The sequence below is a fragment of the Cupriavidus sp. C3SS-1 genome (assembly GCF_057073755.1).
Window position 1 is genome coordinate 2,259,411 of the sequence record NZ_CP172699.1, and the last position, 12,561, is coordinate 2,271,971.

12 protein-coding genes are annotated in these 12,561 nt (G+C 66.7%); 7 read left to right on the top strand and 5 right to left on the bottom strand.

Translation table 11 applies throughout. From position 1 onward, the window contains the following. Window positions 1-76 precede the first annotated feature (76 nt). Window positions 77-1,672, top strand: a complete 1,596-nt coding sequence (locus ACIGJC_RS10505) for an ABC transporter substrate-binding protein (RefSeq protein WP_483708715.1) — start codon at window positions 77-79, stop codon at window positions 1,670-1,672. Window positions 1,673-1,715: 43 nt separating this feature from the next. Here ACIGJC_RS10505 and ACIGJC_RS10510 read toward each other — a convergent pair whose 3' ends face one another. Continuing rightward, window positions 1,716-2,588, bottom strand: coding sequence for a class I SAM-dependent methyltransferase (locus tag ACIGJC_RS10510; RefSeq protein WP_483708716.1), 873 nt, complete (start codon window positions 2,586-2,588; stop codon window positions 1,716-1,718). 68 nt (window positions 2,589-2,656) lie between these two features. Beyond that, entirely contained in the window at window positions 2,657-3,799 is a 1,143-nt protein-coding gene (locus tag ACIGJC_RS10515) for a PLP-dependent cysteine synthase family protein (protein ID WP_483708717.1), read from the bottom strand. Window positions 3,800-3,972: 173 nt separating this feature from the next. Here ACIGJC_RS10515 and ACIGJC_RS10520 point away from each other — a divergent pair, with 173 nt between their 5' ends. Together ACIGJC_RS10520 and ACIGJC_RS10525 are read left to right on the top strand one after the other, a co-directional pair. Beyond that, on the top strand, window positions 3,973-4,341 hold the full coding sequence (locus tag ACIGJC_RS10520; protein ID WP_483711517.1) for an ArsR/SmtB family transcription factor: 369 nt from the start codon (window positions 3,973-3,975) through the stop codon (window positions 4,339-4,341). Next, complete coding sequence (locus ACIGJC_RS10525) at window positions 4,338-5,420, top strand: SRPBCC domain-containing protein (RefSeq protein ID WP_483708718.1); 1,083 nt, start codon at window positions 4,338-4,340, stop codon at window positions 5,418-5,420. Before ACIGJC_RS10520 ends, ACIGJC_RS10525 begins: the two co-directional genes overlap by 4 nt. A gap of 12 nt (window positions 5,421-5,432) precedes the next feature. On the opposite strand, the gene ACIGJC_RS10530 is transcribed toward ACIGJC_RS10525, so the two are convergent. The 3 genes from ACIGJC_RS10530 to ACIGJC_RS10540 form a co-directional block, all read right to left on the bottom strand. Continuing rightward, window positions 5,433-5,948, bottom strand: coding sequence for a DNA-deoxyinosine glycosylase (locus ACIGJC_RS10530; RefSeq protein WP_483708719.1), 516 nt, complete (start codon window positions 5,946-5,948; stop codon window positions 5,433-5,435). Between the two features lie 68 nt (window positions 5,949-6,016). Further along, on the bottom strand, window positions 6,017-7,918 hold the full coding sequence (htpG, locus tag ACIGJC_RS10535) for a molecular chaperone HtpG (protein ID WP_483708720.1): 1,902 nt from the start codon (window positions 7,916-7,918) through the stop codon (window positions 6,017-6,019). Between the two features lie 105 nt (window positions 7,919-8,023). After that, window positions 8,024-9,562, bottom strand: coding sequence for an aminotransferase-like domain-containing protein (locus tag ACIGJC_RS10540; protein WP_483708721.1), 1,539 nt, complete (start codon window positions 9,560-9,562; stop codon window positions 8,024-8,026). Between the two features lie 84 nt (window positions 9,563-9,646). Between ACIGJC_RS10540 and ACIGJC_RS10545 the strand changes: the two genes are divergently transcribed. The 4 genes from ACIGJC_RS10545 (at window position 9,647) to ACIGJC_RS10560 (ending at window position 12,553) form a co-directional block, all read left to right on the top strand. Next, window positions 9,647-10,324, top strand: coding sequence for a VOC family protein (locus ACIGJC_RS10545; protein ID WP_483708722.1), 678 nt, complete (start codon window positions 9,647-9,649; stop codon window positions 10,322-10,324). Window positions 10,325-10,445: 121 nt separating this feature from the next. Then, window positions 10,446-11,084: a LysE family translocator gene (locus ACIGJC_RS10550; RefSeq protein ID WP_483708723.1), complete on the top strand. Its 639-nt coding sequence runs from the start codon at window positions 10,446-10,448 to the stop codon at window positions 11,082-11,084. Window positions 11,085-11,099: 15 nt separating this feature from the next. Further along, window positions 11,100-12,086 (top strand): DMT family transporter, encoded by a 987-nt coding sequence (locus ACIGJC_RS10555; RefSeq protein ID WP_483708724.1) that lies wholly within the window; start codon window positions 11,100-11,102, stop codon window positions 12,084-12,086. An 11-nt stretch (window positions 12,087-12,097) separates the two neighbouring features. Continuing rightward, on the top strand, window positions 12,098-12,553 hold the full coding sequence (locus ACIGJC_RS10560) for a RidA family protein (protein WP_483708725.1): 456 nt from the start codon (window positions 12,098-12,100) through the stop codon (window positions 12,551-12,553). Window positions 12,554-12,561 lie beyond the last annotated feature (8 nt).

Here is a 12,561-nt window from a genome sequence, read left to right on the forward strand (position 1 = left end):
ATTGCCCGACAACCGCCCATGGCCGCGCGCCCGCCTCGCCCGCGGCCGACCGGGCCAGCATGAGGAGCCTAGCGCCATGCCTTTCCGCCGCCCTTCCAACCCCTCCCGCGCCATTCGCGCCGCGTTGCTCTGTGGCGCCGTCTTCACGCTTTCGGCCATCGGCGGCGCACGCGCCGAAGACCTGCGCATTGGCCTGGCCGCCGATGTCACGTCGATGGACCCGCAATGGAACAACGCCGGCCCGAACAACGCCATCGCGCTGCATATGTTCGAGTCGCTGGTGTTCATGGACAAGAACGCGCGCTACATCCCGGGGCTCGCGCTGTCCTGGAAGCCGCTTAACCCGACCACGTGGGAAATCAAGCTGCGCCCCAACGTGAAATGGCACGACGGTTCGCCGTTCACGAGTGCGGACGTCAAGGCTTCGCTGGAGCGGCCCGAGAAGCTGGTCAACAGCCCCGGCTCGTTCACCAGCTACACCAAGCCGATCGCGCGCATCGACACGCCCGACGCCCTGACGGTGCGCCTGACCATGAACGTGCCGAACTACGCCAACCTGGCCAATGACCTGAACAGCGTGCCGATCCTGCCAAAGAAGGTGGCCGCCACGCTCACGCAGGCCGACTTCGACTCGGGCAAGGCCATGATCGGCACCGGCCCGTTCAAGTTCGTGCGCTTCGCGCGCGGCCAGGAGATCGTAATGGCGCGCAATCCCGACTACTGGGGTCCGAAGCCCGAATGGGACCGCGCGATCTTCCGCATCATCACCGACAACGGCGCCCGCTCCGCCGCGTTGCTCGCGGGCGATGTCGATGTCATCGAAAGCGTGCCGGCGGCCGACGTGGCCAAGCTCAAGCAAAACCCGAAGTTCCGCATCGAGCAGACGGTGTCATGGCGCACGATCTTCTGGCAGATGGACCAGTCGCGCGACAACCCGCCGTACGTCACCGACAAGGCGGGCAAGCCGCTGGGCAAGAACCCGTTCAAGGATGCGCGCGTGCGCGCCGCGATCTCGAAGGCCATCAACCGCGACGCCATCGTCAGCCGCATCATGGAGGGCCTGGCGGTGCCGGCATCGTCGCTGGTGTCGCCGCAGATCTTCGGGCACCCGGGGACCAAGCCCGAGGCCTACGACGCGGAAGGCGCGAAGAAGCTGCTGGCCGCCGCCGGCTATCCGAACGGCTTCGGGCTGACGCTGCACGCGACCAACAACCGCTACCTGAACGATGCCGCCGTGGCGCAGGCCACCGCGAGCATGCTGACGCGAGTGGGCATCCAGACCAAGGTTGAAACCATGCCGGTGGCGGTGTACTTCACGCGCGCGCGCCAGGGCGATTTCTCGTTCGAGATGCTGGGCTGGGGCTCCGCCGCGGCCGACGTGGCGCTGCGCTCGATCGTCGGCACACCCGATCCCAAGACCGGCTACGGTACATGGAACTGGGGCAAGTACAGCAATCCGCAACTGGACAAGCTGATCGAAAAATCGCTCACCACAGTCAGCAGCGACAAGGCGCGCGAAGAGAACGCGAAGGCCGCCGCGAAATTCGCGCTGGATGACCACGCCATCATTCCGTCGCACAGCCAGCTCGCGATGTGGGCGATGAAGAAGGGCCTGAAGTACGAAGCGCGTACCGACGAGTGGTCGCTCGCGCAGTTCTTCCACAAGGAGTGACGGCCCGCTGATGCCGCGGCGGGCCCCGCGCATCAGCTATCCATCAGATCACCAGCTTCTCTTCCTGGCGCGCATTGGCCCCGCGCAGCTTCTTCACCCAGTCGCGCGCCGGCAGCCCGGTGGTCGTTTCCACCACGTCGGCACGCGCTTCCAGCGTTTCCCACGACACGTCGATGGTCGGCCCGTTGAACGCCAGGGCGATGACGTTGCCGTCGTGGACTTCCGGGAACACCAGCACGCGGTTGTCGAAGGCATCGCAGATGCGCTCGATGTTCTTCGGGAAGCTGTCGTGGTCGCCGAACAGGTTGATGGTCATCACGCCCGGCGACTTCAGCGTACGGCGGCAGGCGCGGTAGAAGGCGGTGGTGTCGAGCACCGGGCCGCGCGCCGTGGCATCGTACAGGTCCACCTGCAGCGCATCGACCGACTCCGTGCTGGCGGCGTCCATCACATAATCCCAGGCATCCTGCTCGCGCACGCTCAGGCGCGCGTCGTCCTCGCGCAGGCCGAACATGCTGCGGCCGGCGATGATCACCGCCGGGTTCAGCTCCACCGCGGTCACGCGGGCCCGCGCGAAATGCCGGTGGCTGAACTTGGTCAGCGCCGCCGCGCCCAGACCGAGCTGCACCACGTGGAAGTCCGGCGCTGAGGGCGACAGGAACAGCAGCCACGCCATCATCTGCTGGGCGTATTCGAGTTCGATAGCATCGGGCTTGCGCAGGCGCATCGCGCCTTGTACCCACTCGGTGCCGAAGTGCAGGTAACGCACGCCGTCCATTTCGGAGAACGTCACCGGGGCAAAGCGCGGCGTCATGCGCTTTTCTTCCTTGGCCGGGCGTTCGCCGCGCGTACGGGTGCCGCGCGCGGGGCGGCGCGAGGCCACGGCCTCGATCGATTTGCGTTTCAGTAGGGTCATGTCTTGCTTGTTCGGGCAGGCCAGCAGCCAGCGCAGGAAAGCCGCGATTGTGACAGAAACGCGCGCGGTCATTCCGCGGCGCCGCCGGGAAACCCGTCACCCGCGGCCGCCAGGCCGTCCACTGCCAGCGGCGTCAGCACCGGTTCACCTTTCACGGCACGGCCGATCAGTGCGTCCGCCGCGTCCACCTGGATGCGCTGTTCCTGGTACCAGTCGTCGTCGTAATAGGTTGTGGCATAGCGTTCGCCGCTGTCGCACAGCAGCGTGACGATCGCGCCGCCCTGCCCGGCCGCGCGCATGCGCTGCGCGAGGTACAGCACGCCGACAAAGTTGGTGCCGGTCGATCCGCCCACGCGGCGCCCGAACCGTTGCGCCAGGTAGCGCATCGCGGCGAACGACATGGCGTCGGGCACCTTGAGCATGGCGTCGATGCAGGTCGGGAGAAAAGACCGCTCCACGCGCGGACGGCCGATGCCTTCGATGCGCGAGCCCGTATCAAGCGTCAGTGCCGGATCGGGTTGCCCCGCCAGGCAGCCACGGAAATGATCGAAGAACACGGAGTTCTCCGGATCCGCGCAAAGGATGCGCGTCTGGTGCCGCCGGTAGGCCACGTAGCGCCCCAGCGTGGCCACCGTGCCGCCCGTGCCGCCGCTGGCCACGATCCACGCCGGTACCGGATGCAGTTCCTGCGCCATCTGCTTGAAGATGGACTCGGCGATATTGTTGTTGGCGCGCCAGTCCGTCGCGCGTTCGGCGTAGGTGAACTGGTCCATGAAATGCCCGCCCGATTCGCGCGCGATGCGGTGCGACTCGGCGTAGATCTCGGACGGGTTGTCGACGAGATGGCAGCGCCCGCCATAGAACTCGATGGCCTCCACCTTGGCACGCGAGGTGCCGGCCGGGATCACCGCCACGAACGGCAGCCCCAGCAGGCGCGCGAAATAGGCTTCCGAGATCGCGGTCGAGCCGCTCGATGCCTCCACTACCGTGCTGTCCTCATGCAGCCATCCATTGCACAGCGCATACAGGAACAGCGACCGCGCGAGCCGGTGCTTGAGACTGCCGGTCGGGTGGCTGGATTCGTCCTTGAAGTAGAAGCGGATGTCCGGATAGCCCGGCAGGTCCAGAGGAATCAGGTGGGTATCGGAGGACCGGTTGAAATCGGCCTCGATGCGGTGGATCGCTTCGTGGGTCCAGGCTGAATGCGGCATGGCACTTCCCCGGCAATACTGCGAGTGACAGGCCCGGTCTGCGGAGGGACCGGGGCGGTGGGGCGTGCCGCCATCGTACAGGAAGAGCCGATGCCACCGTATCGGCGGGCATGGAGCAAACGGCAGATGTAACAGCCCTTGATCTTCATTTAACCAACACGTTAAATGAAGACATGCCAAACACCAGCGACCCGCTCTCCACCATCTTCGCCGCCCTGGCCGACCCGACGCGCCGCGCGATCCTGGCGCGGCTGTCCGAGGGCGATGCCCCGGTCAGCGAACTGGCGCGCCCGTTCGATATCTCTGGCCCGGCCATCTCCCGGCACCTGCGTGTGCTGGCCGATGCGGGCCTGATCGAGCGCGAAATCAACGCCCGCTGGCGCATCTGCCATTTGCGCCCCGGGGCCATGCGCGATGCGCACGGCTGGCTGGAGACCTATCGCCGGCTTTGGGAAGGCAATCTCGACAGGCTGGTGGCTTTTGTCGAGCAGACGCAAACCGAGACTGCTGTCACCGATCGAAAGAAGGGGATCAAGTCATGACTGAAGCTGCAACGTTTCACCTGGAGATGACCCGCCAGATCCGCGCGCCGCGCGAGCGGGTCTTTGATGCATTCACGGACCAGAGCGCTCTGGCTGCCTGGCATTGCCCGCGTGGCATGCAGGTGCGGGAAGCCAGCGCCGATGCGCGAGTGGGCGGCCGTTACCGGCTGGTGATGGGAGCGAAGGACGGCGAGCAACACATCGTCGGTGGCGAGTACCAGACGATCGATCGCGCCAACTTCCTGGCCTATACGTGGCAATGGGAAGGCAGCGAACTACCGGCCGGCGTGCGCACGCTGATCGAGATCACGCTGACCGACAAGGATGGCGGCACGCACTTGCACATGCGCCATAGCGGCTTCCCCGACGCCGCCACGCGCGATTCGCACAACATGGGCTGGCAATCGGTCTTCAACAACCTCAGCGACTATGTGGATGCCGAAGGCAGCGCCGGCACGCTGACTGTCTACGGCGATGCGCGCAGCACCTACGTGCGCACGGTGCGGCTGGCGCTCGCGGAGAAAGGCGTGCGCTACACGTTCAAGCCCGTGGCGCCGCACGTCGACGAACTGCTGACTCATAACCCGTTCGGCCGCATCCCGGCATTCACCGATGGTCCGATCGACTTCTACGAGACGCGCGCCATCCTCGGCTACATCAACGAAGTCTTTGGCGGCCCGAACCTGATTCCGCAAACCGGACCCACTGCCCGCGCGCGCTGCGAGCAGTGGATCAGCCTGATCAACTGCCACGGCTACGATGCGATGGTGCGGCGCTACGTGCTGCACTACGTGTTTCCGAAGGGCCCGGACGGCAAGCCTGATCGCGCAATCATCGAGGCGGCTCTACCCGATATCGAGCGGCAGCTGGATGCATTGGAGCAGGCCTATGGCGGCCGAGATTTCCTGGTCGGGAATGCGTTGTCGATGGCCGACCTGTTCTTCGCGCCGATCGTCGAGTACCTGGGGCGATTCCCCGAGAGCGCGGCGATGCTGGAGACGCGGCCGAATATCCGGCGGGGTCATGCGGTCATGCGCGCGCGGCCGAGCTATGCGGCTACGCAGCCGGATCTTGGCTGACTGGTCGAAATATCAGCGTCGTTCCCGCGCCCTGGCAGGCAGCCATGCCTGCAATGCCTGCCAGGCGTGCAGCTTCTGTGCATACGCCAGCGTGTAGGCCGGGCTGCTGGAGGGAAGCATCACAAGCTGGTGCCGATCCGCGTGATGCGCCAGCGCTTTCGCGCCAATGCGCGCCGCCGTGCCGCCATTGAACGCAATCGCCACGAGGCTGGGCAAGGACTCGACCAGGCCGGTCAGGTCGTTGCCCGCATGGTCTCGGATACTGCTATCGAGGCTGCCTTCGCGCCGCGCCTCGGCCACCACGTCCCACAGGCCGATACAGCGCGCGAGCAACGCCTGCAGCCGCGCGTCGTACTCCATAGAACGCAGGTCCACGCCGATCGTATCGCCAACCAGCCGCCAGAACTGATTCTGCTTGTGCGCGTAGTACTGGCCCTGCGCCAAAGACGCCTCGCCGGGCAGGCTGCCGAGGATCAATACGCGGGTCTCGGCATCCACGACAGGGGGAAAACAGCGCTTCAGCGTCATGCGTCGTTATCGCTTACGTCCGCAGGCAAGAAGGGCCGGTCGCCCGGCCCTTTTCCTTACGCCCGTGTTCAGGCAAGCAACTTGTTCACACGCTGCACATAGGCCGTCGGGTCATCCAGCATGCCCCCTTCAGCCAGCAGCGCCTGATCGAAGAGGACGAGCAGACGGTCATTGAAGCCATCGCCTTCCGGCAGGTCACGCAGCTTCTTCACCAGCGCGTGCTCGGGATTGAGTTCCAGGATCGGCTGGGCATCCGGCGCTTTCTGGCCGGCCTGCTTCAGCAGGCGCTGCAGGTAGCCGCTCATGTCGCCTTCGTCCGAAACCAGGCACGATGCCGACTCGGTCAGCCGCAGCGTCACGCGCACATCCTTGGCCTTGCCTTCGAGCACGGTCTTGGCGCGAGCGACAACATCCTTCCATTCAGTCTCGGCCTTCTCCTGCTCGGCCTTTTCGGCCTCGTCGGCAAGCGTGCCCAGGTCGAGGTCGCCGCGGGCGACCGACACCAGCTCCTTGCCATCGAATTCGCGCAGGAACGACAGCATCCACTCGTCGACGCGGTCGGTCAGCAGCAGCACTTCGATGCCCTTCTTGCGGAAGACCTCGAGGTGCGGACTGTTCTTCGCGGCGGCCCACGTATCGGCCGTCACGTAGTAGACCTTGTCCTGCCCTTCCTTCATGCGGCCGACATAGGCGGCCAGCGACACGGTCTGGTCGGCGTTGTCGGTGTGCGTCGAGCTGAAGCGCAGCAGCTTCGCGATGCGCTCCTGGTTGGCCTGGTCCTCGCCCATGCCCTCCTTCAGCGCCTGGCCGAACTGCTGCCAGAAGGTCGCGTACTTGGTGCGCTCGGCTTCGTCTTCGCTATCGGCCAGCGATTCCAGCATCGACAGCACGCGCTTGGTGCTGCCTTCGCGGATCGCCTTGACGTCGCGGCTTTCCTGCAGCAGTTCGCGCGAGACGTTCAGCGGCAGGTCGGCTGAATCGATCACGCCCTTGACCCAGCGCAGGTACGACGGCAGCAGCTGCTCGGCGTCGTCCATGATGAAGACGCGCTTCACGTAGAGCTTGAGGCCGTGCTTGTGGTTGCGGTCCCACATGTCGAACGGCGCGCGCGCCGGGATGTACAGCAGCTGCGTGTATTCGCTGCGCCCTTCCACGCGGTTGTGGGTCCAGGCCAGCGGCGCTTCGTTGTCGTGCCCGATGTGCTGGTAGAACGCGGTGTACTGCTCGTCGGTAATGTCCGACTTCGGACGCGTCCACAGCGCGCTGGCCTGGTTGACGCTCTCCCACTCGTCGGTGCGCTTGTAGGTGCTGGCCTCGGCATCCCACACTTCCTTGGGCATGCGGATCGGCAGCGAGATATGGTCCGAGTACTTCTGGATGATGCTCTTCAGGCGCCAGGCCGAGAGGAAATCGTCCTCGCCTTCGCGCAGGTGCAGCGTGATGGTGCTGCCGCGTTCGGCGCGCGTGATGGCGTCGACGCTGAACTCGCCGTCGCCCGCGCTTTCCCAGCGCACCGCTTCGTCGGCGGCCAGGCCCGCGCGGCGGGTTTCGACCGTGACCTTGTCGGCGACGATAAAGGCCGAGTAGAAGCCCACGCCGAACTGGCCGATCAGCGCGGCATCCTTTTGCTGGTCGCCGGACAGTTGCTGGAAGAATTCCTTGGTGCCCGAGCGCGCGATGGTGCCCAGGTTGCGGATGGCCTCGTCGCGGCTCATGCCGATGCCGTTGTCGGTGATCTTCAGCGTGCGGGCGGTGGCGTCAGCTTCGATGCGGATGGCCAGGTCGGCGTCGTTTTCGAGCAGCGAGGGGTTCGCGATCGCCTCGAAGCGCAGCTTGTCGGTGGCGTCGGAAGCATTCGAGACCAGCTCGCGGAGGAAAATTTCCTTGTTGCTGTACAGCGAGTGGATCATCAGGTGCAGCAGTTGCTTCACTTCCGCCTGGAAGCTCATCGTTTCGTGCGGTGCGGACATGGTTCTCCTTTTCGAATCCGGAAAATCAGGGTGTGAGGGTGGCGCAAGGCCAGTGCTCACGGAAATAGGGCCGGCTCCGGCCAATTTCAAGACCGGCCGGCGGCTTCAGCGCCGGTCCAGCTGCCGGGACAGGAAGTCGAGCATGTCCGGGTCGCCGCTGCTGGCGACGTTGAAGCGCATCCAGCCGGACGGCATCTGCGACGGCGAAAACAGGCTTCCCGGCGCGAACAGGTAGCCCTTGTCATGCCCAGCCGTGGCGATGGCATTGGTATCGCGGCCGGTATCGGCCCACAGGTACATGCCCGCATGCTGGCCCGGGAAAAGCCGCAGGCCGCGGCGCTCCAGCTCGCGCCGGGTGTCGTCGCGGGCCCGGTCCAGCCGGCCGCGCACCCGCTCCACATGCTTGCGGTAGTGGCCCTCGGTCAGCACCTTGTACAGCACGCGCTCGTTGATTTCCGGCGTGGCCAGGCCTGCCAGCAGCTTGCTATCGGTCAGCGTCGCGGCCCGGTCCGGGTGCGCGGCGATGAAGCCCACGCGCAGGTTCGCCGCCAGCGTCTTGGAGAAGCTGCCCAGGTAGATCACGCGGCGCAGCTGGTCCAGGCTGGCCAGCCGCGTGGCGGCATGGCCGGGCGGGCACAGGTCGCAGTAGATGTCGTCCTCGACGATCAGGAAATCGTACTGCTCGGCCATCTGCAGCAGCCGGAACGCCTTGGCGGCGGACAGCGAGGTGCCGGTCGGGTTGTGCAGCACCGAGTTGATGACGAACAGCCGCGGCCGGTGCGCCTGCACGATGCGCTCCAGCGCCTCCAGGTCCGGCCCTTCGGCCGTGTAGGGCACGCCGATCACCTGCGCGCCCTGCGCGGCAAAACGGCCGAACATCACGAACCAGGCCGGGTCTCCGACCAGCACGGTGTCGCCGGGGCACAGGTAAAGCCGCGCGATCAGGTCGAGCGCCTGCGTGATGCCCGACGTCAGCACGATCTGCTCTGCCGTGGCGCCGATCTCCAGCTCCTCCAGCCGCGTGCGCAGCTGCTGGCGCAGCGGCAGGAAGCCCTGCGGCGTGCCGCTGGCCAGGAAATGGTTGCCCGGCTGGCGGCCCAGTCCGCGCAGCGCGCTGGCGATCAGTTCGCCATCGAGCCACTCGTTGGGCAGAAAGCCGAGACCGGGCGCCTTGCGGGTCTCGGCGGTATGGAACATGCTGCGCAGCAGCCAGGTCACGTCGATATTGCGCGCGGCCACCGCCACGGGCGCCACCGGCGCGGCCGAGGCCTGCGCCACGCGTTCGCGCACGTAGAAGCCCGAGCCGCGGCGCGATTCGAGGTAGCCCAGCGCCACCAGCCGCTCGTACGCCTCCACCACGGTAAAGCGCGAAATGCCCTTTTCCTGCGCCAGCTGGCGGATCGACGGCATGCGCATGCCGGCGCGGAACACGCGTTCGTCGATGCGCATGCGGGCCCATTCTGTGAGCTGCTCGACCAGCGTCATCTGCGCCGACGGCACCGGGTCGGGCATGCGTTCCGTACTGCCTGCCGCGCCGGGTGGCACGACCAGCCGCAACGCGCGCCCTGATGTGTCCTGCGCGCCGCTTCCGCTATCCTTGCGATCGGGCGCGGCGGAGGAATCCTGCTGCTGGCTGCCGTCCATGTGGTGCTCCTGCAACTGTACTGAATACGATCCGCATAACTGTACCGGTACTGTACCGACTACCTTGTCTACCATCAAGCCAACATGAAGCTCGCCCTCGATCACCTCGTCATTGCTGCATCGACCCTCGACACCGGCACGGCATACGTCGCCGACGCGCTTGGCATCGCTCCGCACGGAGGCGGCGCCCATGCGGCCATGGGCACGCACAACCGCGTGCTCGGCTTGTTTGGCGGGATGTATCTGGAGGTAATCGCGGTCGATCCGGACGCGCCTGCGCCGCAGCGCCCGCGCTGGTTCGGGCACGACAGCGACCGCGTGCGCGCGCGGCTGCAGGCCGGCCCCTTCCTGCTGCACTGGGCCGCGCGCGTGGAGCGCCCCGCCGACCTGACGCGCTGGCAGGCGCAATATCCCGACCGGATCGCGCCGGTCATTCCGATGCAGCGTGGGGACCTGCGCTGGCGCATCACGGTGCCGGAAGACGGCAGCCTGCCCGCCTGGCACGGTGAAGCCGCCAGCGCCGGCGACGGCCTGCTGCCGAGCCTGATCCAGTGGGACGTTTCCCCGCATCCTGGCGCCAGCCTGCCGCGGCAGGACCTGGCGCTGCGCCGTCTCACCGGCCAGCATCCGCATGCCGAACTGCTGCGCCAGGGCCTGGCATGGCTGGGCGGCGAGACGCTGATATCGCTGGAACAATGCGATGGTCCGCCGCAGTTGATCGCTGAAATCGAAACCCCGCAGGGCATCCGCACCCTGCGCTAGCCGAACGCCAACAAGAACAAGACCACGGAGATTCACCGATGACCGTCACCCGCAAACGCTTCGACGACGATCCTTGCCACGGCACCGACCGGCGCGTGGTCGTCAACTTCGCCTGGGCGCCATGACCGGAAATTTCCTGACCGGCCTCTCGGCAGCGCAATTCCTGGCGCTCATCACGCTGCTTGCAGTGGGTTCCTTCACACCAGGACCCAACACCACCATCGCCGCCGTGACGGGAGCCAATTTCGGCCTGCGCGCCACGCTGCCCCATTGCGTGGGCGTGGCCTTCGGCTTTGCCAGCATCCTGGCGCTGTGCGCGGTCGGCGTCGGCGCGCTGATCCTGCGCAGTCCGGCACTGGCCACCATCGTGCATATGGCCGGCGTGGGCTACTTGCTGTGGCTGGCCGCCAGGATCGCGCGCAGCACCGTGCTGGCGGAGAAGCAGGTCTTGCGCCCGCTCAATGTGTGGCAGTCCGCCGTGCTGCAGTACGCCAACATCAAGGCGTGGATGATGGCGCTGGCCACCGCCGCGTCGTACATGGCCGGCGCGCCCTCGCCCGCGCAGCGCGTGCTGCTGGTTTGCACCACGTTCGGCATGTTCGGTTTCGTCAGCAACAGCCTGTACGGCGTGCTGGGCGCCTCGCTGCGGCAATGGCTGATGCAAGGCAACCGCGTGCGCTGGTTCAACCGCACCATGGGTCTGGCGCTGGCCCTTACCGCCGTGTGGATCGCCGTCAGCGTGCGCCCCGCGGCGCCCTGATCCACCAGCATCAACATGACTGATCCGCAGGCAAGTTCCTCCCCCTCGCACCCGCCGCATTCCGGCGGCATGCTGCTGGGCTTTACCGGCGTGGCGATCTTCAGCCAGACGCTGCCGTTCACGCGCATGGCCGTGACGGAACTGGACGCGAACTTCGTCGCACTCGCCCGCGCCGTGATCGCGGCCGTGCTGGCACTGGCGCTGCTGGCCATGCGCGGCGCGCTCGATGCGCAGCGACGCCCGCGTGGCGGCCAATGGGCCAGGCTGGCCGTGACCGCGCTTGGCGTGGTGGTCGGCTTTCCGCTGTTCTCCTCGCAGGCCATGCGCGAAGTGCCGGCCAGCCATGGCGCCATCGTGATCGGCCTGCTGCCGCTCGCCACCGCGGTGTTCGCCGCCTGGTTCGGGCGTGAACGGCCTTCGCCCGCATTCTGGCTGTCGGCCGTGGCCGGCAGCGCGCTTGTGACCGGCTTTGCCGTATGGCAGGGTGCAGGGGCGCTGCAGCAACCGGACTGGTACCTGTTCGCCGCCGTGGTGCTCGGCGCGCTTGGCTATGCCGAAGGCGGCAAGCTGTCGCGCGAGCTGGGCGGGCTGGAGACCATCAGCTGGGCGCTCGTGGTGTCTCTGCCGGTGCTGCTGCCCGTGGTGGGCTGGCTCGGCTGGCGCGACAGCGCCGTGATCGCCGCCGCATCGCCGCGTGCCTGGATCGGTATGGCCTATGTGTCCGTGTTCTCGATGTTCATCGGGTTCCTGTTCTGGTACGCCGGGCTGGCAAAAGGCGGCGTGGCGCGTGTCGGGCAGATACAATTGCTGCAGCCGTTCCTGACGCTGGCAGGCGGCGCGCTGCTGCTGGCCGAGCCGCTGGATCCGGCCACCATCGCCTTCGCCGTGGCGGTGATCGCCGTGGTGGCGCTGGGCCGGCGCGCCGCCGTGCAGCGGGCCGCGCCCACGGTCGCCGGCACCACCGCCGAAACGCCCCCTATCCTTCCGAAACGCACTCACTGACAGGAGATCACATGTCCGTCTACGATACCCTTGCACGCCTGGGCATCGAACTACCCACCGCCGGCGCCCCGGCCGCCGCCTATGTCATGGCCGCGCAGACCGGCAATACCGTGTTCCTGTCGGGCCATATCGCCCGCAAGGACGGCAAGGTATGGGCCGGCAAGCTCGGCAAGGACATCGACACCGAAGCCGGCAAGGCCGCCGCGCGGTCGATCGCGATCGACCTGCTGGCCACGCTGCACCGCCACGTGGGCGACCTGAACCGCGTCACGCGCATCGTCAAGGTGATGAGCCTGGTGAATTCCACCGAAGACTTCACCGAGCAGCACCTGGTGACCAATGGTGCCTCGGAGCTGCTGGCCGAAATCTTCGGCGACAAGGGCAAGCACGCGCGCAGCGCGTTCGGCGTGGCGCAGATTCCGCTGGGCGCCTGCGTCGAGATCGAAATGATCGTCGAAGTGAACTGAACCATCGG